Origin of the sequence: Nitratidesulfovibrio sp. HK-II, from assembly GCF_003402415.2 — a bacterium.
GTDB lineage: Bacteria > Desulfobacterota > Desulfovibrionia > Desulfovibrionales > Desulfovibrionaceae > Cupidesulfovibrio.
In genome coordinates, this window is sequence record NZ_AP036014.1 from 4,058,743 (window position 1) to 4,080,446 (window position 21,704).

14 protein-coding genes, 1 pseudogene and 1 riboswitch are annotated in these 21,704 nt (G+C 68.7%); of the genes and pseudogenes, 11 read left to right on the forward strand and 4 right to left on the reverse strand.

Annotated elements, in window-relative coordinates; translation table 11 throughout:
- The first annotated feature begins 18 nt into the window (after positions 1-18).
- On the forward strand, positions 19-969 hold the full coding sequence (locus RVX_RS16975) for a chemotaxis protein (protein ID WP_116307472.1): 951 nt from the start codon (positions 19-21) through the stop codon (positions 967-969).
- 104 nt (positions 970-1,073) lie between these two features.
- On the opposite strand, the gene RVX_RS16980 is transcribed toward RVX_RS16975, so the two are convergent.
- Both RVX_RS16980 and RVX_RS16985 read right to left on the reverse strand, forming a co-directional pair.
- Positions 1,074-2,087: an RluA family pseudouridine synthase gene (locus RVX_RS16980; RefSeq protein WP_116307469.1), complete on the reverse strand. Its 1,014-nt coding sequence runs from the start codon at positions 2,085-2,087 to the stop codon at positions 1,074-1,076.
- Positions 2,088-2,255: 168 nt separating this feature from the next.
- A complete protein-coding gene (locus tag RVX_RS16985) occupies positions 2,256-3,920 on the reverse strand; it encodes an FG-GAP repeat domain-containing protein (protein WP_116307467.1) in 1,665 nt (554 codons plus the stop codon).
- Positions 3,921-4,298: 378 nt separating this feature from the next.
- Here RVX_RS16985 and RVX_RS16990 point away from each other — a divergent pair, with 378 nt between their 5' ends.
- The gene (locus RVX_RS16990) at positions 4,299-5,603 is read left to right on the forward strand and encodes an RsmB/NOP family class I SAM-dependent RNA methyltransferase (RefSeq protein WP_116307464.1); all 1,305 of its coding nucleotides are present in this window, start codon (positions 4,299-4,301) and stop codon (positions 5,601-5,603) included.
- Positions 5,604-5,772: 169 nt separating this feature from the next.
- Here the strand turns inward: RVX_RS16990 and RVX_RS16995 are convergent, their stop codons facing one another.
- Positions 5,773-6,759 carry a 3'(2'),5'-bisphosphate nucleotidase CysQ family protein gene (locus tag RVX_RS16995; protein WP_116307462.1) on the reverse strand — a complete coding sequence of 329 codons (987 nt, stop codon included), beginning with the start codon at positions 6,757-6,759 and terminating at the stop codon, positions 5,773-5,775.
- Between the two features lie 51 nt (positions 6,760-6,810).
- Between RVX_RS16995 and RVX_RS17000 the strand changes: the two genes are divergently transcribed.
- Positions 6,811-7,536 carry a C40 family peptidase gene (locus RVX_RS17000; protein ID WP_230404743.1) on the forward strand — a complete coding sequence of 242 codons (726 nt, stop codon included), beginning with the start codon at positions 6,811-6,813 and terminating at the stop codon, positions 7,534-7,536.
- 181 nt (positions 7,537-7,717) lie between these two features.
- On the opposite strand, the gene RVX_RS17005 is transcribed toward RVX_RS17000, so the two are convergent.
- A complete protein-coding gene (locus tag RVX_RS17005; RefSeq protein WP_007525258.1) occupies positions 7,718-8,005 on the reverse strand; it encodes an HU family DNA-binding protein in 288 nt (95 codons plus the stop codon).
- A 267-nt stretch (positions 8,006-8,272) separates the two neighbouring features.
- Between RVX_RS17005 and RVX_RS17010 the strand changes: the two genes are divergently transcribed.
- From RVX_RS17010 to hisS, 8 genes and pseudogenes are all read left to right on the forward strand, one after another.
- Positions 8,273-9,004 (forward strand): MerR family transcriptional regulator, encoded by a 732-nt coding sequence (locus RVX_RS17010; RefSeq protein ID WP_172596633.1) that lies wholly within the window; start codon positions 8,273-8,275, stop codon positions 9,002-9,004.
- A gap of 490 nt (positions 9,005-9,494) precedes the next feature.
- On the forward strand, positions 9,495-11,813 hold the full coding sequence (locus RVX_RS17015) for a vitamin B12-dependent ribonucleotide reductase (protein ID WP_371682114.1): 2,319 nt from the start codon (positions 9,495-9,497) through the stop codon (positions 11,811-11,813).
- Between the two features lie 255 nt (positions 11,814-12,068).
- Positions 12,069-12,758 (forward strand): annotated as a pseudogene (gene ftsE, locus RVX_RS17020) (cell division ATP-binding protein FtsE); the annotation flags it as partial.
- 158 nt (positions 12,759-12,916) lie between these two features.
- Positions 12,917-13,825, forward strand: a complete 909-nt coding sequence (locus tag RVX_RS17025) for a cell division protein FtsX (protein WP_116307455.1) — start codon at positions 12,917-12,919, stop codon at positions 13,823-13,825.
- 339 nt (positions 13,826-14,164) lie between these two features.
- Positions 14,165-15,832 carry a dihydroxy-acid dehydratase gene (gene ilvD / locus RVX_RS17030; protein ID WP_116307453.1) on the forward strand — a complete coding sequence of 556 codons (1,668 nt, stop codon included), beginning with the start codon at positions 14,165-14,167 and terminating at the stop codon, positions 15,830-15,832.
- A 501-nt stretch (positions 15,833-16,333) separates the two neighbouring features.
- Positions 16,334-16,563: riboswitch (cobalamin riboswitch) on the forward strand.
- A gap of 115 nt (positions 16,564-16,678) precedes the next feature.
- The gene (gene metE, locus RVX_RS17035; protein WP_116307451.1) at positions 16,679-19,009 is read left to right on the forward strand and encodes a 5-methyltetrahydropteroyltriglutamate--homocysteine S-methyltransferase; all 2,331 of its coding nucleotides are present in this window, start codon (positions 16,679-16,681) and stop codon (positions 19,007-19,009) included.
- Positions 19,010-19,370: 361 nt separating this feature from the next.
- Complete coding sequence (locus tag RVX_RS17040) at positions 19,371-20,177, forward strand: class I SAM-dependent methyltransferase (RefSeq protein ID WP_116307449.1); 807 nt, start codon at positions 19,371-19,373, stop codon at positions 20,175-20,177.
- Positions 20,178-20,327: 150 nt separating this feature from the next.
- Complete coding sequence (gene hisS, locus RVX_RS17045) at positions 20,328-21,623, forward strand: histidine--tRNA ligase (protein WP_116307447.1); 1,296 nt, start codon at positions 20,328-20,330, stop codon at positions 21,621-21,623.
- Positions 21,624-21,704: the final 81 nt, after the last annotated feature.

The following is a 21,704-nucleotide window of genomic DNA, read 5'->3' on the forward strand; positions in this document are numbered from 1 at the left end:
GCACCAACGGAGGGGGCCATGTCCCAGACCAACATCCTGCTCGAAGCCGGGACCAACGAACTCGAAATCGTGGAATTCCACCTCGAGGAAAGCTCCGCCGACCCCGACGCCGCCAACTATCGCGGCTACTACGGGGTCAACGTGGCCAAGGTGCTGGAAATCATCCGCATGCCCAAGGTCACGGGCCTGCCCGAGGTGCAGCACCCCTCGGTGCTCGGGGCGTTCAACCTGCGTTCGCACATCATCCCGCTGGTGGATCTCAGCCAATGGCTGGGCAAGCAGCGCGCCGAAAGCGAGCCGCCCAAGGTCATCGTCACCGAGTTCAACAACGTGACCACGGCATTCATGGTCTCCGGCGTCAACCGCATCCACCGCATCAGCTGGGAAGAGGTGGAGCCGCCGAACAAGTACGTGGCGGCGCTGTCCAACAACTCCATCACCGGCGTGGTCAAGCTGGAAGGGCGGATCATCTTCATCCTGGACCTGGAGAAGATCGTGGCCGACCTGAACCCGCAGTTGGGCCTGCGCCTGGACGAGGCCGTGGACTGGTCGGCCAACACCCGCTACCGCGCCCTCATCGCCGACGACTCGGGCCTGATCCGCGAAATGCTGAAGGACCTGATGCAGAAGGCCAACTTCGAGGTCGAGGCCGTGAACAATGGACGCGAGGCGTGGGAACGGCTGGTGGAACTGAAGCGCAAGGCCGAGCAGGAGGCGCGCCCCGTCACCGACTACGTGCAGGTGCTGGTTTCTGACATCGAAATGCCCAGCATGGACGGCCACAACCTGTGCAAGCAGGTCAAGGAGGACCCGGCGCTGAAGAACCTGCCGGTGGTGCTCTTCTCGTCGCTGATCACCGACAAGCTGCGCCACAAGGGCGACTCGGTGGGCGCGGACGACCAGATTTCCAAGCCCGAGGTCACGGCCCTGGCCAAGCGCTGTCTTGCGCTCATCGAGGCGGAGAAATAGCGCGCGCCGCAAGGACGGCATCCGGATAGAATTCGGGGCGGGACGCCACATGGCGCTCCGCCCCGTTTGCGTTGGTGCCGTGGCGGGGCATCGCGCCCGGCGCGTCAGGGCAGTTCGGCCTCGCCCACCTTCCATTGTCCGGTCCAGTCCGGCAACGCCGAAAAGCGCTCGCCGCCGGGCAGGGTCAGGCGCACGGCGTGCAGCAGCATGCCCTGCCCGCAGGCGGGGCCGCCGTACTTGCGGTCACCGATGATGGGGTGGCCGCGCCCGGCCAACTGCACGCGGATTTGGTGGGTTCGCCCGGTGTGCAAACGCACCAGCAGCAGCGATGCCGCGTCCCCGCGCCGCAGGGGGGCGACGGTGCAGGCGGCGTCGCGGGCCTCGTCATCGGCATCCGGACCGGCATGCCCCTGTCCGGCCTGGGCCACCCGCCGCACCTTCTGTCGTCCGGGTTCGCCCTGCTTCTCCAGCCGGTCGCGCAGGGTTCGTGCATCCTCATGGGGCCAGCGCCCCGCCACCCAGGCCAGATACTCCTTCACCAGCCCCTCGCGCGCGGCAAAGGCGTCGGACAACGCCCGCAGCCGCGCGTAGCTGGTGGCCACCAGCAGCAGGCCCGAAGTGTCGCGGTCCAGCCGGTGGGCGGGCGTGGGCAAAAAATCAGCTCCCACGTACTGCGCGGCCAGCCGGGCGGTGACGCAATCGGCATGGCCGGTGCCGGGCTGCACCGCGAGTCCGGCGGGCTTCAGCAGCACCAGCAGTCCCTCGGCCTGGCCGACCACGGGAGGAGGGGGCGGGAGTGACGACAGGGATGGCGCCGGTGCGGCAGGCGTGTCGGCCACGTCGCCACCGCCTGACCCGCTACCCGGCGCGCAACGTGACGCGTCGTCCGCCACCGCATCCGGGGCGCCTGCCCCGCCCGCCAGCGCAAAGGGCGGCACCCGCACCACGTCGCCTTCGGCCACCCGGTCGAAGGGCTTGCAGCGCCCGCCGTTGATGCGCACCTGCCCGGTACGCACCCAGCGCTGAATGGCCGACTGAGGCGCGCCGCACCGCCGGTGCAGGTACTGCAACAGCTTCTGCCCGGCCTCGGCGGCGGTGACCACGAGCGGTTCGGCCATGGGATGGATTCCGTGGGTTGGGGGTTGCCGCGCGCAACGGCGCGGAAAGGACCCGGGCCGGGCACCGGCCGTCTACGCGAACGCCCGGCGGGTGCGTGGGCAACCCGCCGGGCGTGGTGATCGCATGTGGGCCACCCCGTTCGGGGAGAACCCGTGCCCGTGGCCGGGCTACTGCTGTTCGTTCTCGGTCTTGTCCGGGGCCGTGTTGGGGTCGGCCTTGGCGAGGTCGAGGGGATAGGCCAGCAGCATGGTCTTGCGGCTTTCCAGGCCCAGCGCGCCGGGGTGGGTGTTCACGCACAGCACGATGTCGGTGGTGCCGTCGTTGTTGAAGTCGCCCACGGTGAAGTCGGCCACGGAGCCCTTGATGCGGCGGGTCTTCCACTGCAGGTTCAGGCCCACGCCGTCCCAGTACATGGCGTGGATTTCGCCCTGCGGGAAGAAGCGGTACCGGTCGAAGAACTGCGAGGCCGTGGAGATGGGCCGGTTGACCAGCAGTTCCCAGTTGTCGTCGCGGTCGAAGTTCACGGCGTACATGCGCAGCGGCACGAAGTACATGTTCTTCAACTGCACGCGGTCCTTGCCAAGGCCGGGCATGCCTGGTTCTTCGGGGATGCCCTTGGCCGAGCCGGAGTAGGTCTCGTCGGTCTCGGCCAGACGGGCGCCCCGGTCGGTGTGCACGCGCAGCCGCTCGTTCTCGGTAAGGACGATGCACTTGTCGCCTTCGCCCTTGCCGCCGGGCAGGTAGGCGAAGTTGAACACGTTGGTGCCTTCGGGCAGGTCGAGACGCTTGCCCATGACCAGCTCGTCGCCGCTCTTCATCATTTCATGCACGCCGGGCCGGAACAGGCGGGGGTTGTCGCCGCGCTGGCCGATGAGCGTGGGAATGTAGTCCGGGGGCAGCTTCTCGACGTTCAGGTAGAAGCGCACGCGGCGCATCAGTTCGATGAACTGGCCGCCCTTCCAGTTGAGGATGAACGATTCGGGTTCGCCCTTGTCGTTGTAGGCGCTGACCACGATTTCCTTCAGGCCGTCGCGGTTCCAGTCGATGGTGCGGATGTTCAGGCATTCCACCATGCCCGGCGAACGGTACTCGCCCATGGGGATCAGGCGGCCGCCGTCCCAGCGGTAGGCGTAGACGACGTGGTCGTCCAGCATGAGGATTTCGTTCTTGCCGTCGCCGTCCAGGTCCTCGACAATGATGCCGATGGCCGAATAGGGCAGCGACTGGCTGCGGATGCGGCTGTCGCCCTCGGGCGCGCCCGCATAGCGGAACTGCGGGTTCAGATACACCTGCTGGGGCTGCGTTTCGTTGTGCACCAGCTCGGGGTTCATCTGGTTGACCACCTTGGGCGTGGCGTTGGCCGCGCCGCCCTCGCCGGGGCGCTTGAACACCTCGGCGTTGATGGAATCTGCCACGCCCTTCAGCGCGGGGATCAGCCCGGCCACCTTGGCGTTGGCCGACTTGGGCCATTCCTTGCCGTCGCGGTCGCGCACGCGCACGTCCAGGCTGCAGTCCTCGCCCACCACGGTCACGCTGCCCCACACGGCGTAGTCGGCGCCCAGCGAGGCCTGGGCCGCCTTGGCCTGGGTCTCGCTTTCCGGGGGGGTGATCTTGGCGGCGGCGTCCTTGGACACGGGATGGAAGTTGTCCTTCCAGTACAGACGCGAGACGAGCATCTCGGGGATGGCCCGTTCGAGATACTTGTAGCCGGCGGGGCCGTTGACCTTGAACGGCAGCACGGCGAAGCTCTTGGGGGCGGGCGCGGCCATGGCGGTGGCGGCGGAAAGCAGCAGGGCCAGCACGAGCGCCGCCGAGCGCATGAGCAGTTGCATCAGGTTCTCCTTGGTTCAAGGCCGCATCCCCGCGCATTTCCCGGAAGGGGAAAGGGGATTGCCTTGGCGCTGAAGGCTCTCATAATATCTCTTGATGGCCGAAGCAACCATAAGGTAGGAGCGGCGCTGCGTCGTCCGCCTTTCGTCGCATGGGCCGGAGGGGCGTAAGGCGCGCAACCGTGCCCCGCAGCCGGGCTCGCCAGCGCTGGCGCCTGGCCGCGCCGCACACGCGGCGGCAAGGCCACGGGCATGCTGGTCAAGCAAATGGCCCAAGCATATTAACCCGGTTCCGTTGCCCCCGTATGTCCGGCCTGTTTCCGCCATGTATCGGGCAGGCCGCCGCGCCCGACACCATCAATCATGTTTCTCCGAGCGCCCATGAACGCACCCGCCGCCCGCTCCTTCCGCATCGTGTGCCCGCCCGCCCAGGTGCCCCTGGTGGAAGATCTGCTCCGGGCGCAGGGCTACGATTTTACCCCGGAACCGTTCTCGCCGTGGTGCCGCCGCCTGACCCACGAGCCGCGCCCCCTGGGCGGCAGCCTGGCCGCGTTCTTCGGGCTGATCTACATCCAGGACCGCTCGTCCATGCTGCCGCCGCTGGCCCTGGCCCCCGAGGCCGGGGCCGCCGTGCTGGACATGTGCGCGAGCCCCGGCAGCAAGACCGGCTTCCTGGCCCAACTGGTGGGTCCGCACGGGCTGGTGGTGGGCAACGAGCCCAACCACACCCGCCTGGCCACCCTGCGCCAGAACCTGTTCACCCTGAATCTCGTCAACGCGGTGACCTGCTCGCACCCCGGCGAATCGCTGCCCATGGCGGAAGGCACGTGGACGCGCATCCAGTTGGACCCGCCGTGCTCGGGCTGGGGCACGGTGGAGCGCAACCCTTCCGTGCTCAAGCTGTGGCAGGGCGACAAGGTCAAGCCGCTCATCGGCATCCAGCGGCTGCTGCTGGCCGAGGCCACGCGCCTGCTGGCCCCCGGCGGGCGGGTGGTGTTTTCCACCTGCACCACCAACGTGCACGAGAACGAGGCCCAGGTGCTGCACGCCCGCGACGCGTTGGGACTGGAGGTGGTTCCGCTGGCCCCGCCGCCCGGCTTCGTGTTCGCCGAGCCGGAACTGCCCGGCTGCGACGGCACCCTGCGGGTGGACCCGGAACGCTCGGGCGCGCAGGGATTCTTCATCGCCTGTCTGCGCAAGCCCGGCGGAAATGGAGACGCTGGCCCCCTTGCGCCCTGCCCCCCGCTGGCCGACACCGAGCGGGTGCGCGCCGACGCCCTGCCGCCCTCGGCCTGGCCCGATGCCGGGCTGGATCCGGCCCTGTTGCCCGACGGCGTGGTGGCCCCCTTCGGCGACGCCGCCTACTTCCTGCCCCGGCCCGCCCTGGAGCGGCTGCCCGCCGCATTGCGGTGGCGCGGCTATCCGCTGGGCAAGTGGGGCAAGGACGGCATCCGTCCCTCGCCCCGGCTGCGCGGCCTGATGCCGCAAGCAGCGGCTGCGCGCGGCGCGGGGATCGAAAACATCGCCATCCTGCACATGGACGACCCGGCGGACATCGCGGGGCTGCTCACCGGGCGCAGCATCGACGCGCCGCGCACCGCCTCCGCCGCCCTGCTCTACTGGCGCGACCTGCCGCTGGCCCGGCTGCGCGTCAAGGGCGGGCGGGCCTTGTGGGCGGAACGCTAGCCGCCGCACCCGGAAAAGGGCGCACGACGCCCGCGCCATCCGCCCCTCACGCTCTCTTGGCCACACTACCGCAACGCCGCACTGCGGAAACCGCCTGCCATGGCGCACGTCCCACGGCACACCATCGGCGTTGCGTTCCCGGCCCGGCATTGTCCGCGCCTGCCGCGCGCTACCCCGCGCAGTCCTGCGGGGGGCCTACCGCAAGGATGGGGCCGTTGCGCAGATCGGGCTTGTTGTAGCCCAACGGCGCGCCGTCCAGCAGGGTGACGGCCCCGCCCGCCCCTTCCACCAGCGCCTGGCCGGGCGCGGTATCCCATTCCCAGGTGGGGTGCAGGCACGGAAAGACGTGCGCCGCCCCTTCCGCCACCAGGCAGAACTTCAGCGGGCCGCCCGCCTGCATGCGCCGATGCGGAAACAGCCCGGCGCGCAGCCTGTCCTGCGCGGCCGTGTCCGGCGGCGGGACCACGTCCGACGGGGCCGCGCGCCACGCGCGGCCGGGAAAAGCCGCCGACCGTATGTCCGGGTGCGCCGCGAGAAAGGCATCCAGCTTGGGCGTGCGGCGCACCCGGCCCTGCACCACCGTGGCGCGGGGCGGAAAGACGCGCGAAGCGCGCACCGGCTCGGGCGGCGCGCCGTGCTCCACCCGCCACGAACCACAACCGCGCCCGCCGTACCAGGTGACGCCCAGCGCCGGAAAATGCAGGATGCCCGCCGTGGGGTGGCCATGCTCCACCAAGGCCACGCACACCGCGAAATCGCCCTCGCCGTTCAGAAAGCCGCGCGTGCCGTCCAGCGGGTCCACCAACAGGAAGCGCGTCCAGCCCGCGCGCTCGGCGTGCGGGGGGATGCGCCCTTCTTCCGACAGCACGGGCAGGCCGGGCCGCAACCGGGCCAGCCCATCGGCCAACACGGCCTGCGAGGCCTCGTCCGCCTCGGTGACCGGAGAATCGTCGGCCTTGCGGCGGGCGCTGGGGGCCGTTCCGCCGCACCAGCGCAGGATGGCCGAACCGGCAGCCTCCACCAGGGGCAACAGGTCGCGCAGGGGAAAAGACGCGGCGGTGACCGGAGCGCCGGAGCACCCGCGCCCCGCCGCACGCCCCCGTGCGTCCGCGCCGTCGCGCCATCCCTTGCATTGTCCCCGCTTCCCGTCGGCCATGGCCCCTCCGCATGCATGGGCATTTGCAGGATTTCGTGCTACAGGGCGGCCATGCGCACCGCACACTCCGCCGACCTGCATCGGCGCGCGCACCCAGCCCTCATCGCCACCGCCGCTCCGCACCCCGCCGGAACGCGCGGCACGACGCATTGCGACCGCCGCATCCGCCGCATCCACCGTACTGGCGGCACCTGCCGTACCGGGCATGCCCCCGTCGGGCAGCGGGTCACCGCCTGCGCCACGGCGCGCCGCGCCGCGCTGGCCTTCGTGCTGCTCTCCGTTGTGGCACTTGCGGGCTGCGCGGGCAAGCAGCAGATCCTCATGGAGCCGGAACAGCAGACCCAGGTCCGCCAGCAAACCGCAACCGCGCCGTCGCAGGCGCTCATCCGCACCGCCCGCTCCGCGCTGGGCGTGCCCTACCGCAACGGCGGACGCACCCCGGTGGAGGGTTTCGATTGCTCCGGCTTCGTGTGGTGGACCTTCCACCAGCACGGGGTGGACCTGCCCCGCACCTCGGAAGAACAGGCCGCCTGCGGCAGCCCGGTTCCGCCCGGCGGCGAGCTGCGCCCCGCCGACATCATCGTGTTCCGCACCGGGTCGGGCCCGCTGGGCCTGCACACGGCCATCTACACCGGGGGCGGGCAATTCGTGCACAGCCCCAAGCCCGGCGGCACGGTGCGCGAGGAAAGCCTGGCCGTGTACTATTGGCAGCGGGCCTTCATCGCGGCGCGGCGCATCTTCCGCACTGCGGACCAGACCACGCCAAGCCTGCCCTGATCCGCCGCCCGCAAGCCGCCCATCCCCGCACCGCCCCCGGCCCCGCATCGCCCACCGCGCTGGTTGCTGCCCGCCGCCAGCCCCGATCGCCCCCAACGCCTTCCGCCGCTCCAAAAAGAAACGACCGCACTCCGAAGGGGAATGCGGTCGTTCGCGTCCGGACGCGATGTAACTGCGAGCGCTACTTGTTCAGGCCTTCGACCAGGGTCTTGGCGGCCATGAACTTCACGGCCTTGCGGGCCGGAATGGAGATGCTCTGACCGGTCTGGGGGTTGCGCCCCGTGCGGGCGGCCCGCTCGGTAACGGAGAACGCGCCCACGCCGGGCAGACGCACGCCCGCGCCATTGGCGACGCCGTCGGAAAGCACGCGGCAGAACGCGTCATAGGCCTTCTCGGCGCTCACCTTGGTCACGAACACATCGGGCAGCGCCTCTTTGAGGGCGGCAACAAATTCAGCCTTGGTCAACATCAGGATGTCCTCCTTGCGCTATGCGGATTTCCCCCCGTAACCAAACCACGGTCAGCATGTCCCACCCTATGCAGTGACCACGTTTTCTTGTCAATCGTTTCACGGCCCGCAAAGCAAGGAAACACGCCATTTTCCCCGCTCAGCACCCCATCCAGTTGCGCTTGGTTCGCATTGCGTATAGAAGGCAGGATGTACACAGCCCCAGAGCAACAGGCATTGCGCACGCCGCCGGGCCGCGCATCCGCCACAACGCCACGGGAGCATGCCATGCCAGACGTCATGCCAGACGCCGCACCGCGCGATACCGCACAGACGCCGCCCCATCCTGCCGACGATCTGCTGACCATCGCCGACATCGCCCGCCGCCTTTCCTTGCCGGAATCCACCGCACGCTACTACTGCAAGCGTTTTGCCGCGTTCATGCCCACTGTGGGCGACGGACGCCGCCGCCGCTACCGCGCGGGCACCCTGGCCATCATCGAAGCCATCATCGAGGCCATGCACACCGCCCGTACCGCCAGCGCGGTGGAGGCCATCCTGGCCCGCAGCTTTCCCCGCAATGCCGCCGTGCAGCCCGCCCCCGGCCGGACGGCTGCTGCGGAGCAAATTTCCGCAACCAGCACCGCAAGCCCGGCCGTCCAGCCGGTGACGGTGACGGAAGGCGCGCCTGCCCCGGCCGCCGCCACGTCCACGTTTTCGGGCGGCGGCATGGAGCCCGGCCATGCGCTGTACGCGCTCATCGAGCACCAGACCCGTGCGCTGGACACCATCGCCGCCGCCCTGTCCACCCTGGCGGCACGCCAGTCGGCCATCGACCTTCTGGCCGACCTTGCCCGCACCGCCGAAGGCGAGGTGGGCAACATCCGCAAGGATGTGGAAACCCTGCGCCTGCTGCTGGATTCCTCGGAAAAGATCCACCAGCAGGACCTGGACCAGTTGCGCGACTGGCTGGGCCGGGTCATCGCCGACCGGCGGCAACGCACCCGCGAGCAGACGTAGCCAGGCGGTCCTCCGTCCTCCCCCCCCCACTCGCGCCCGCATCCCGCACTTGCCCGCCGCGCGCCTGCGTGCACCCGGAGTGCGGCCCCGACTGTGCCGCATCGACATTGCGCGCCGGTTGGGCTCGCCACGTCCGGCAGACCTGCGCAACTGACGGCGCGCCTCGCCCTTTCGCCGCACCCCGCACGCGCAGACATCTGTTGGCCGTGCAACGCATCGTTTTCCCCACCCGCATTTTGTGCATCTTTTTTTCCACTGTGATTCCTGGCCATTATGCCGTATTACAATATGACATCAAATTCGCCTTCAGCACGCCATCCGTGTATTGGCGGTGTCTTTCCCGCTGCATGGCAGACTGTGGAGAATTTCTAGAGACTCTGGATTTTCCCGTCCTGCCGGGTTACACCCTGTTCTGGTCACAACTGCATGCGCGGAAAAATTTTCCGTTCAAATTCAACATATTATAAAATTATCATCGGAAAACAGCCACATGACACTCCCCGCCAACCAGCCCCTGCCCACCCCGCCCCCCATGCCCGATGCCCTGCCCGACGTGGCCCTGAACCCCAACGCCAGGATCGTGCTGGCCAAGCGCTACTACCGCAAGGGCCCCGACGGGCAGCCGCAAGAGGACGCCCGCACGCTGTTCTGGCGCATTGCCGGGGCCATCGCGGCCGAAGAGGGGAAGTACAAGAAGTCGCCTTTCAAGGTGGATGCGCTGGCCCGCGAATTCTACGACCTGATGACCGGCTGGAAGTTCCTGCCCAATTCGCCCACGCTGATGAACGCGGGCACCGACCTGGGCCAGCTTTCCGCCTGCTTCGTGCTGCCGGTGGGCGATTCCATCGAGGAAATCTTCGACGCCGTGAAGCACGCCGCCATGATCCACAAATCCGGCGGCGGCACGGGCTTTTCCTTCTCGCGCCTGCGGCCCAAGGAGGCCCGCGTGGGCTCCACCGGCGGGGTGGCCTCCGGCCCGGTGTCCTTCCTGCGCATCTTCAACACCGCCACCGAGCAGATCAAGCAGGGCGGCACCCGGCGCGGGGCCAACATGGGCATCCTGCGCATCGACCACCCGGACATCATCGAATTCATCCGCGCCAAGGAGCGCGACGGAGAATTCAACAACTTCAACCTGTCCGTGGGCCTGACCGAAGCTTTCATGAAGGCCGTGGAGGCCGACGAGGAATACGACCTCATCGCCCCGCACTCCGGCCAGGTGCGCGAGCGCCTGAAGGCCCGCAAGGTCTTCGAGATGCTGGTGCAGAAGGCGTGGGAAAGCGGTGACCCGGGCATCGTGTTCCTGGACCGCATTAACCGCGACAACCCCACCCCCAAACAGGGCGAGATCGAATCCACCAACCCCTGCGGCGAACAGCCGCTGCTGCCCTACGAGGCCTGCAACCTGGGGTCCATCAACCTTTCCGCGTTCTTCGTGCCCGGCGCCGCCACGGCACCCACTACAAAGGACGGCGGCCTGCCGCATCCCTCGCCGGAAAAGGCCATCGACTGGGCGGAGCTGAAGCGGGTCATCCATCTTGGCGTGCGCTTTCTGGACAACGTCATCGACGCCTCGCGCTTTCCGCTTGAGCGCATTACCGAAACCGTGCACCGCAACCGCAAGATCGGCCTTGGCGTCATGGGCTGGGCCGACCTGCTGTACCAACTGGGCATCCCCTACGACAGCCAGGAAGCCATCAGCCTTGGCGAGCGGATGATGCGGTTCGTGCTGGACGAGGGCCGCGCCGCCTCCAAGGTGTTGGCCAAGGAGCGCGGCCCCTTCCCGGCCTATGCGGAATCGACCTTTGCCGAGCGCGACATGGGCCCCTACCGCAACGCCACCGTCACCACCATCGCGCCCACGGGCACGTTGTCCATCATCGCCGGGTGCTCGTCGGGCATCGAGCCGCTGTTCGCGCTGTGCTTCTCGCGCAACGTCATGGACGGCGAACGCCTGGTGGAGGTGAACCCCCACTTCGAGGCGGCCCTGATGACCACCGGCAGCCACAGCAGGAAGCTGATGGAGGCCGTGGCCGAAAAGGGCTCCATCCAGGCCATGGACCACCTGCCCGAAGACCTGCGCCGGGTGTACGTGACCGCCATGGACATCGCCCCGGTGTGGCACCTGCGCATGCAGGCGGCCTTCCAGAAGTACACCGACAACGCTGTGTCCAAGACCGTCAACCTGCCCAACTCGGCCAGCATCGACGACATCCGGGCCATCTACTGGATGGCCTACGAGCAGGGCTGCAAGGGCGTCACCGTGTACCGCGACGGCTGCAAGGCCGTGCAGGTGCTGTGCACCGGCGAAGGCGAAAAGAAGGACGACGGCAAGGACGACGACCACAAGACCGCCGTGCGCCAGCGCCCGGACATCGTCTACGGCTTCACCCAGAAGGTGCCCACCGGCCTCGGGGCCATGTACCTTACCGTCAACGAGGCCGACGGCAAGCCCTTCGAGGTGTTCGCCACCATCGGCAAGTCGGGCCGGTCCATCACCGCCAAGGCAGAGGCCATCGGCCGCCTGGTGTCGCTGGCCCTGCGTTCCGGCGTGGAAGTGCGCGACATCGTGCAGCAGCTCAAGGGCATTGGCGGCGAGCACCCGGTGTTCCAGAAGAAGGGCCTCTTGCTGTCCATCCCCGACGCCATCTCGTGGGTGCTGGAAAACCGCTACCTGAAGGGCGAACTGCCCCCCCATGGCCCGGTGAACGAACTGGACAGGCAGCGCTGCCCCGATTGCGGCGAGGACCTGGTGTTCCAGGAAGGCTGCTACATCTGCCCCGGCTGCGGCTTCACGAAATGCGGGTAGGAAAAATCAGGTAAGAATAACCGGGGGAAGGGACCTTTTGCGGCAGCCGTTAGATGAGCGCAACGCGCGAATCTTACGGATGGCGACCGCAACGCGCAAAAAGGTCCCTTCCCCCGGACCCCCATCCTCCAAAACTTTTCATTTGGGCTCCCCCATCTTTTTCATACGGTCACGCCGCCCCCTTCTTGCCTCCCTTGCGCCCTTGTTCCCTTGCCTCTTGCAATGTCGCGCGGGCTTTGCTTTGATGCGGCCAGCATGCTCAAGGTCAGCCACCTGTCCCATTCGTTCGGCGCGCACTGGGCGCTGAAGAACGTCACCTTCTCGCTGGAGAAGGGGGAATTTCTGTTTCTTTCCGGGCCTTCGGGCGCGGGCAAGACCACGCTGCTGCGCCTGCTGCACGGGGCCTTGCCGGTGCAGCGCGGCGCGGTTTCGGTGGCGGGGTTCGACCTTGCGCGCCTTACCGGGCGCACCGTGCCGCTGTTGCGGCGGCAGGTGAGCGTGGTGTTCCAGGATTTCAAGATTCTGCCCGAGCGCAGCGTGTACGCCAACGTGGCCCTGCCGCTGGAAGTGCGCGGCCTTGCGCCGCAGCACATCGGGCGACGGGTGCGCGCCGTGGTGCGCGCCCTGGGGCTGGAGAACCGGCTGGACACGCCCGGCGGCGAACTTTCCGGCGGCGAACAGCAGCGGGTGGCCGTGGCCCGGTCCATCGTGGTCAACCCGCAGGTGCTGCTGGCCGACGAACCCACCGGCAATCTGGACCCGGAACTGTCGCTGCGGCTCATGGACATCTTCATGCAGTTCCACGCCTACGGCACCACCGTGGTGCTGGCCACGCACAGCCCGGAACTGATCCGCCGCCATTCGGACGCGCGCCTGCTGCGGCTGGAGGACGGCATGATCACCCACGCCAACTGGGCGGGTGGCGAGGTGTTCCGCTGCGCCGACGGCGGGCTGCACCTGGGAGACGGGGGCGATGGGGGGGGCGGCGGACGCGGCATGGACCCCTGCGGGCTGGACGCGCCGGGCATCCCCGGCGGTTCCGCCGCGCGCCAGGACGACGCCGAAGACTCCAGCGAACGCCGCGACGGGCGGCTGTCACTGTGATGCGCACCCTGTTCCGCCTGCTGGGCCGTGGCGTGGCCGACCTGTTCCTGCATCCGTGGGCGCAGCTGCTGTCCCTGGCGGCGGTGACCCTGGTGGTCTTTCTGTCCGGGCTGTTCCTGATGGCCCTGGCCACGGTGGACGCCGAGCTCAGCGCCTCGCGCGGCGAGACCGTGTACCAGGTGTACTGGCGGCCCGGCACCGACATGGGCCACGTGCGCGGCCAGTGGGAAGAAATGCGCCACCTGCCCTGGCTGGCCAGCGTGGAAACCTACAGCCCCGACGAGGCGCTGACGGCCCTGGCCCGCCGCATGGGCGAGACGGCTGGCGGCGCGGGCGGCGGGCTGCCCGGCGGCCTTGATGTGGGCTTTCTGTCCGGCAAAAGCCCCCTGCCCCCCACGGCCCTGCTGACCTTTGCCCCGCGCGAGGCCGACCCGGAGAAATGGTCCGCCGACACCCAGGCCTACCTCAAGGCCCTGCCCGGCGTGGAGCGCGTGGCCGCATCGCCCCTGCGCGACGAACTGGGCAAGGCGTGGCGCTCGGCCAGCCGCTTCGTGATCTGGCCCACCGTGGGGTTCCTCGGCGTGGTGCTGGCGCTGGTGGTGGGCAACACCGTGCGGCTCACCCTGTCCACCCGCCGGGAAGAAATCGACATCCTGCAACTGGTGGGCGCGCGCAACTGGTACATCCGCCTGCCCCTGATGGTGGCGGGCGCGCTGCAAGGGCTGCTGGGCGGGGGCCTTGCCTGCCTGCTGCTGGCCGCCGTGCACTGGCGCTTCCGCACCGCGCTCAACGTGCCGCCCCTGCTGCTGGAACTGCGCCTGCCCCCGCCGGAACAGGCCGCCCTGCTGCTGGCCGTGCCCGTGCTCATGGGCATCCTGGGCAGCTGGATTGCCGTCCGCAGCCGGTAGGGGTACAAATTTCCACGGGTGACCGGAAGCCCGGCCCTGCTGCCTGCCTTACGGACGCGCTACGCGCCTCCTGACCGCCGCCGCAAGACGCCGCCCCGCTCCCCAGCCCCCCTCTCCCCGAGGCATTTCCCTTGGGGCGACACAGCCACGCGGCCATACCCCCGCAGGCTGACGGCGGTCGCCACACCAATCCGCACCGCCATGCCCACCCAATCAAAAAGTTTTGCGGGGTGGAGAGGGGATGCGGGGGAGAGGAGGGACGCTTTTCCAAAAGCGTCCCTCCTCTCCCCCGCGAACCAACCCTACGAGCCAACGACGCATACAATGAGGACGCAGACCATGCGCAGCAAGAAGATGACCCATGGATTGGAGAAGGCCCCGCACCGTTCGCTGCTGCATGCCCTGGGGCTGACGCGCGAGGAGATCGAGCGCCCCCTGGTGGGCGTGGTGAACGCGGCCAACGAGGTGGTGCCCGGCCACGTGCATTTGCACACCATTGCCGAGGCAGTGAAGGCCGGGGTGCGCGCGGCGGGCGGCACGCCCATGGAGTTTCCGGCAATTGCCGTGTGCGACGGCCTGGCCATGAACCACGAAGGCATGCATTTTTCGCTGCCGTCGCGCGAGATCATTGCCGATTCCATCGAGATCATGGCCACGGCGCACCCGTTCGACGCGCTGGTGTTCATCCCCAACTGTGACAAGTCGGTGCCTGGCATGCTCATGGCCATGCTGCGGATGGACATTCCGTCCATCATGGTCAGCGGCGGCCCCATGCTGGCGGGCGGCACCCTGGCGGGCCGCACCGACCTGATCAGCGTGTTCGAGGCCGTGGGCCGCGTGCAGCGCGGCGACATGACCATGGCCGAACTGGACGAGATGACCGAAACGGCCTGCCCCGGCTGCGGTTCGTGCGCGGGCATGTTCACGGCCAACACCATGAACTGCATGGCCGAAACCATGGGCCTTGCCCTGCCGGGCAACGGCACCATCCCGGCGGTGACGGCGGCGCGCGTGCGCCTGGCCAAGCACGCGGGCATGAAGGTGATGGAACTGCTGGAAAAGAACATCACCCCGCGCTCCATCGTCACTCCGCGCGCGGTGGCCAATGCCGTGGCCGTGGACATGGCCCTCGGCGGCTCCACCAACACGGTGCTGCACCTGCCCGCCGTGTTCGGCGAGGCCGGGCTGGACCTGACGCTGGACATCTTCGACGAGGTCAGCCGCAAGACCCCCAACCTGTGCAAGCTTTCCCCGGCCGGGCACCACCACATCCAGGACCTGCACGCCGCAGGCGGCATCCCGGCCGTGATGGCGGAACTGACCAAGAAGGGTCTGGTGGACACCTCGGTCATGACCGTCACCGGCAAGACCCTGGCCGAAAACCTGACCGAGCTGAACGCCCGCGTGCTCAACTACGACGTAATACATTCCGTTGACGAACCGTATTCGGCGCAGGGCGGCATCGCCATCCTCAAGGGCTCGCTGGCCCCGCAGGGCGCGGTGGTCAAGCAGTCGGCCGTGGCTCCGGAAATGATGGTGCGCGAGGCCGTGGCCCGGGTGTTCGATTCCGAGGGCGATGCCCACGCCGCCATCATGGGCGGCAAGATCAACAAGGGCGACGCCATCATCATCCGCTACGAAGGCCCGCGCGGCGGCCCCGGCATGCGCGAGATGCTGTCGCCCACCGCCGCCATCGCGGGCATGGGCCTGGGCGCGGACGTGGCCCTGATCACCGACGGCCGCTTCAGCGGCGGCACGCGCGGCGCGGCCATTGGCCACGTCTCGCCGGAAGCCGCCGACGGCGGCAACATCGGCCTGGTCAAGGAAGGCGACCGGATTCGCATCGACATTCCGGCCCGCAGGCTGGACCTGCTGGTGGACGAGGCGGAACTGGCCGCCCGGCGCGAAACCTTCGTGCCCAAGGAAAAGCCGGTCACCTCGCCCCTGCTGCGCCGCTACGCCCGTCAGGTGACCAGCGCGGCCACCGGGGCCATGTTCCGCAAGTAGTCTGCCGTAACAGGCTGGATTCTTACGGGGGAGGGACCCTTTTGCGGCAGCCGTAGGCGAGTCCACGAGCCGTACGGATGGCGTCCGCAAAGCGTGAAAAGGGTCTCCTCCCCCGAACCCCCACCCCCCAAAACTTTTATTTGTATTTCCTGCGCATTGCGAGGGCACCCCGAATGAGATCCAAGAGGCGACTGCCGCGCGACGGTCGTCATCCGTAAGACTCGCAAGCTCGCCTAACGGCTTCCGTTCTTGGCCGTTAAGGGCGTCAAAGAGCAAACCTTTTCAATAGCCTGTTAACCCTCCCTCGCCCCCACAGCATTCCCTGACGGCCCGTCGCACCATCCGGTGCGGCGGGCCGTTGTGCGTGGTTGCTGTGGATGGACTTTCGGCAAAATCCGCGCGCCCTCGCTTGACACTCAATCACTATATCAGTATTTGCTGATTTAGTGATGTTATCATCCCCGAGCACGGCAGACCGCTGCATGCTCGGACGTGGAAGGGAAACGGAAACCGGTGCAAATCCGGTACAGGCGCGCTGCCGTGTTCGGGCATGCCGCCCGCCGCCACCGCCAGCGCCATCCCGGCTCTCCCTGCCCGCACGGGCAACGGAGTTGTCGGGCATGGCACGCGGGAAGGTCGCGGGCCACGGCTCCGGACCACGCGATGCCCCTCGCAAGGGCGTTCGCGTGGTTGCGAAGCCTTTCACCCACCGCCCGTCAGTCGGAAGACGTCCCCTCCGCACCGCCCAAGGCCGCGCGAACCGGACCCCGGCATGCGCCCGCCCCACTGCAGGGGCGCGCGCTCGCGAATCGCTCTCACCTGTCTTCACGCATTCCGGAGGTGGCAATGCGTACCCACAACCTTGGCTTTCCGCGCATCGGCGGCAACCGTGAACTGAAAAAGGCCGTCGAGGACTACTGGAAAGGCGCGGCCACGCGCCAGCAACTGGAGAACGCCGCGCGCGCCATCCGCCTGCGCAACTGGACCCTCCAGCGCGAGGCGGGCATCGACGTGGTGCCCGTGGGCGACTTCGCCCTGTACGACCACATCCTGGACGCCGCCCTGCTGCTGGGCGTGGTGCCCCCGCGCTTCCGCCACGGCGACGCGCCCCGCGACATCGACCTGATGTTCCGCATGGCCCGCGGCCAGGGCGGAGAGCACCCCGTGTCCCCGCTGGAAATGACCAAGTGGTTCGACACCAATTACCACTACCTGGTCCCGGAACTGGACGCGGCCACCACCTTCGCGCCCGAGGCCGCCCCCCTGCTGGCCCACATCGACGAGGCGCTGGCGGCGGGCTTCACCCCCAAGGCGGTGCTGCCCGGCCCCATGACCTTCCTGTGGCTGTCCAAGCGCGTGGACGGGGGCACCCGCTGGTCGCTGCTGCCCGCCCTGCTCGACGCCTACGGCGCGCTGCTGCGGCAGGTGGCCGCCCGCTGCCCGCTGATCCAACTGGACGAACCCATCCTGTCTTTGGATCTGGCCGATGACATCCGCTCGCGCTTCGTGCCCGCCTATGCCCGGCTGCGCGTGGCCGTGCCGGACGCCACCCTGCTGCTGGCCAGCTACTTCGCCCCGGTGGGCGACAATCTGCCCGTGGCGCTGTCCCTCCCTGTGGACGTGCTGCACCTGGACCTGGTGCGCGGGCCGGAAGACCTGGCCCCGGCGCTGGACATCCTGGCCCGCGCGCCCCAGAAACCGACGGGCGACCCCGCGTTGCCGCAATCCGGCATTGCGCTTTCCCTGGGCGTGGTCAACGGCCGCAATGTCTGGCGCGTGGATGCCGACTCCGCCGCCTCGCCGGTGCGCGCCGCCGTGGCAGCCCTTGGCCCGGACCGGGTGTGGGTGGCCCCGTCCTGCTCGCTGCTGCACAGCCCCGTGGACCTCGACGCGGAAACCGGGCTGGACCCGGAAGTGGCGCAATGGCTGGCCTTTGCCAAACAGAAATGCGCCGAAGTGCGCCTGGTGGCCGACATGTGCGACCTGAACGGCCGCGCCGACGCGCCGGAGACCGCCGCCGCCCTGGCCCGCAACCGGGCCGCCTTGGTCGCCCGCGCCGCAAGCCCGGCCATCCACGACCCTGCCGTGGCCGCACGCGTGGGCACCGTCACCCCGGAAATGGGCTGGCGCGCCACGCCCTACACCGCCCGCATCGCTGCCCAGCGCGCCGCGCTGCGTCTGCCCCAGCTGCCCACCACCACCATCGGCTCGTTCCCCCAGACAGCCGACATCCGCGCCCAGCGCCGCAAGCTGCGCACCGGCCAGATCACCGAGGCCCAGTACGACGCCGCCATGCGCGAGGCCATCGCCACCGCCGTCCGCGAGCAGGAGGCCCTGGGACTGGACGTGCTGGTGCACGGCGAGCCGGAGCGCAACGACATGGTCGAATACTTCGGTGAGCAGTTGCGCGGCTTCTGCATCACCGCCAACGGCTGGGTGCAAAGCTACGGCACCCGCTGCGTCAAGCCGCCCCTGCTCTACGGCGACGTCTCGCGGCCCGGCCCCATGACCGTGCGCTGGATCACCCATGCCCAGTCGCTCACCGCCAGGCCGGTCAAGGGCATGCTTACCGGCCCCGTCACCATCGCCTGCTGGAGCTTCGTGCGAGACGACGTGCCCCGGCCCGTGGTGTTCCGCCAGCTGGCCCTGGCCATTCGCGACGAAGTGGCCGACCTGGAGGCCGCTGGCATTGGCGTCATCCAGATCGACGAGCCCGCCCTGCGCGAGGGGCTGCCCCTGCGCCGAGCCGCCCACGCCGCCTACCTGGACGCCGCCGTGGGCGCGTTCCGCCTGGCTTCGTCCGGCGTGCGCGACACCACCCAGATCCATACCCACATGTGCTACTGCGACTTCCACGACATCATCGACCATGTGGCCGCCCTGGACGCCGACGTCATCAGCCTGGAAGCCAGCCGGAGCCGCATGGAACTGCTGGAGGTCTTCGCCACCCACGCCTACCCCAACGAGGTGGGCCCCGGCGTGTACGACATCCACAGCCCGCGCGTGCCCTCCATCGACGAAATGGAAACCCTGCTCCGCGCCGCCGCCCGCGTCCTGCCCCTGGACCGGCTGTGGGCCAACCCCGACTGCGGCCTGAAAACCCGCGACTGGCCCGAAACCCGCGCCAGCCTCGCCCACCTCGTGGCCGCCGCCGCACGGGTGCGGGGCAACGCGTAGCGAAAAAAATCGCTGAAGAGTAACCGGGGGAAGGGACCCTTTGGAAAGGGTCTCCTTCCCCCGGACCCCCATCCCCCCAAACTTTTCATCGGGTAAAATTCTTTTCCCATCCTCGTTCCCGCCAGCCTCGCTTATTGTCGTCCACCCCCAATTGAAAAGTTTTGGAGAAAGGGGGTGGGGGTCCGGGGGCGGGGGAAAGAACCTTCTTCAAAAGGTTCTTTCCCCCGCCCCCGGTTCCTTCTACTTCTCCCCACCAGCCCTCCCCCCCCACGTCCTTCCGCACCCCGCACACCCTTTCCGCGCGGGGGGTCTTGGCGTATGGTGCGCGCAAAGCGGGACGTCCAACGATACGGGGAGGCGCATGAACCAGCGGTGGGATGCGGACACGGTGCGGGGCTACATGCAGTGGCTGGAGACGCCCATGGGGGCGTTTGCCGTGCGGCACGAGCAGCGGCTGCTGCACCACCTGGTGTCCGGCTGGCCCCGGCGCGGGCACACCCTGCTGGAGGTGGGCTGCGGCCCGGGGGTATTCCTGGAATCTTTCTGGGAGGCGGGGTTCGACGTCACGGGGCTGGACAGCAGCGAGGCCATGCTGGAGGCCGCGCGCGAACGCATGAACTGCCGGGCGGACTTCCACCTGGGCGTGGCGGACCACCTGCCCTTTGACGACGACGCCTTCGACTACGTTGCCTTGCTGACCAGCCTGGAATTCATGCCCGACCCGGCGGCGGCCCTGGCCGAGGCGTTCCGGGTGGCCTCGCGCGGGGTGCTGGTGGGCTTTCTGAACCGGATTTCGCCCTACTATCCCACCCACGGCATGCCGGCGCCGGGGCTGCGCGGCTCGCTGCTGCGGCAGGCGCGCTGGTTCAGCGTGGGGTCCATGTACGCGCTGGTGCGCGCCACCGGGGTGCCGTGCTCCATCACCATGCGCTCGGTGCTGCACGGCCCGGCGTGCACCTGGCGCGAATCGCGCCTGTTCGAAATGCTGAACGGCTGGATCAGCCTTTCGCCGTTCGGGGCATACGTGGGCATGCGCATGGACTTCGGCCGCCGCATGCCGGTCACCCCGCTGATGCTGCGCACGGGCAAGGCCGCCGTCTCGCGCATCACTCCCGGCCGTCAGCCCGCCACGGGCGGATACTCCTGCCGCGAAAAGCACGCCGGATAGCCGCCCCGCGCCCTTGCGGCGCGCGCGTGACATTCGACGATTTTGACAATACCCGCCCATTGGACTATCCATGGCTGTTTCCGCACCGGCGGGGCGCGGCGTGGAGTTCGCACGCCCCCTGCCGCGCGAGTCTGCATCCGGAAGCGAGCCATGAGCACCAACAATTCCGACAAGACCGCCGCCGACAAGGCCACGCAAAAGGGCACGGGCGACAAGGTGGGTACCATCAAGGGGTTCGCCGACATGTTCAGCCCCGACAGCGACGTGTTCACCTTCATGGAGAACACCGCCCGCGAGGTGTTTGGCCGCTACGGCTACACCGAGCTGCGCACCCCGCTGCTGGAGCGCACCGAACTGTTCTGCCGTTCCATCGGCACCGAGACCGACGTGGTGCAGAAGGAAATGTACACCTTCCCCGACCGCAAGGGCCGCTCGCTCACCCTGCGCCCGGAAGCCACGGCGGGCGTCATGCGCGCCTTCATCGACGCGGGCCGTCACGCGCAGGAGCCGGTCTCCAAGCTGTTCACCACCGGACCCATGTTCCGCTACGAGCGCCCGCAGAAGGGCCGCATGCGCCAGTTCCACCAGATCAACTGCGAATGCCTTGGCCCGCAGGAGCCGCAGGCCGACGCCGAACTGGTGCTGATGCTCATGACCTTCCTGGGCCAGCTGGGGCTGACCGATCTTTCGTTGCAGGTGAACTCGCTGGGCTGCCGCGAATGCCGCCCGGTGTACCGGGCCACGCTGCGCGACTTTCTGGATTCCATCGACCGCGAGGCCCTGTGCGAGGACTGCCGCCGCCGCATCGACACCAACCCGCTGCGGGTGCTGGACTGCAAGGTGCCCACCTGCCGCGAGCTGACCGCCGACGCCCCGCGCATCATCGACCACAACTGCCCGGAATGCCGCAGCCACTTCGACACGGTGCTGCGGCTGTTCGACGCCGCGCGGCTTCCCTACGTGCTCACCCCGCGTCTGGTGCGCGGGCTGGACTACTACAACCGCACCACCTTCGAGGTGGTGTCCGGCTCCATCGGCGCGCAGTCGTCGGTGGCGGGCGGCGGCCGCTATGACGGCCTGGTGGCCCAGTTGGGCGGCCCGGACGTGCCCGGCGTGGGCTTTGCCTGCGGCATGGAGCGCCTTGCCCTGATGCTGCCCGCGCTGGAGAAGAAGCGGCCCGATTTCTACATCGCCGTGCTGGACCCGGCCGCCTCGGACGCGGCTATGCTGCTGGCGCAGGATCTGCGTGCCGTCGGCAGGGTGGGCGAGGTGTCCTTTGCCGCGCGCTCCATCAAGAGCCAGATGCGCCAGGCCGGGCGCACCGGCGCGCGCGTGGCCCTGCTGCTGGGCGGCGACGAGCTGGCCAGCGGCACCGTGGTCATCAAGGACATGGACAGCGGCGAGCAGCGCAGCGTGCCGCAGGGTGAGGCCGTGAGCCACGTATAGTGCGGTGGCCAACGGCGGTCAGCACTACCCCTTTTGAAACGTTTGGGGGGGAGGGGTCCGGGGAGGGAGACCCTTTCCAAA

Coding starts and splice junctions, on each gene's coding strand:
- RVX_RS17040 (WP_116307449.1), top strand. CDS start 19,371: ATGAACCAGCGGTGGGATGCGGACACGGTGCGGGGCTACATGCAGTGG.
- RVX_RS17010 (WP_172596633.1), top strand. CDS start 8,273: ATGCCAGACGTCATGCCAGACGCCGCACCGCGCGATACCGCACAGACG.
- RVX_RS16995 (WP_116307462.1), bottom strand. CDS start 6,759: ATGGCCGACGGGAAGCGGGGACAATGCAAGGGATGGCGCGACGGCGCG.
- RVX_RS16985 (WP_116307467.1), bottom strand. CDS start 3,920: ATGCAACTGCTCATGCGCTCGGCGGCGCTCGTGCTGGCCCTGCTGCTT.
- RVX_RS17025 (WP_116307455.1), top strand. CDS start 12,917: ATGCGCACCCTGTTCCGCCTGCTGGGCCGTGGCGTGGCCGACCTGTTC.
- RVX_RS16990 (WP_116307464.1), top strand. CDS start 4,299: ATGAACGCACCCGCCGCCCGCTCCTTCCGCATCGTGTGCCCGCCCGCC.
- ilvD (WP_116307453.1), top strand. CDS start 14,165: ATGCGCAGCAAGAAGATGACCCATGGATTGGAGAAGGCCCCGCACCGT.
- hisS (WP_116307447.1), top strand. CDS start 20,328: ATGAGCACCAACAATTCCGACAAGACCGCCGCCGACAAGGCCACGCAA.
- RVX_RS17000 (WP_230404743.1), top strand. CDS start 6,811: ATGCGCACCGCACACTCCGCCGACCTGCATCGGCGCGCGCACCCAGCC.
- metE (WP_116307451.1), top strand. CDS start 16,679: ATGCGTACCCACAACCTTGGCTTTCCGCGCATCGGCGGCAACCGTGAA.
- RVX_RS17005 (WP_007525258.1), bottom strand. CDS start 8,005: ATGTTGACCAAGGCTGAATTTGTTGCCGCCCTCAAAGAGGCGCTGCCC.
- RVX_RS17015 (WP_371682114.1), top strand. CDS start 9,495: ATGACACTCCCCGCCAACCAGCCCCTGCCCACCCCGCCCCCCATGCCC.
- RVX_RS16980 (WP_116307469.1), bottom strand. CDS start 2,087: ATGGCCGAACCGCTCGTGGTCACCGCCGCCGAGGCCGGGCAGAAGCTG.
- RVX_RS16975 (WP_116307472.1), top strand. CDS start 19: ATGTCCCAGACCAACATCCTGCTCGAAGCCGGGACCAACGAACTCGAA.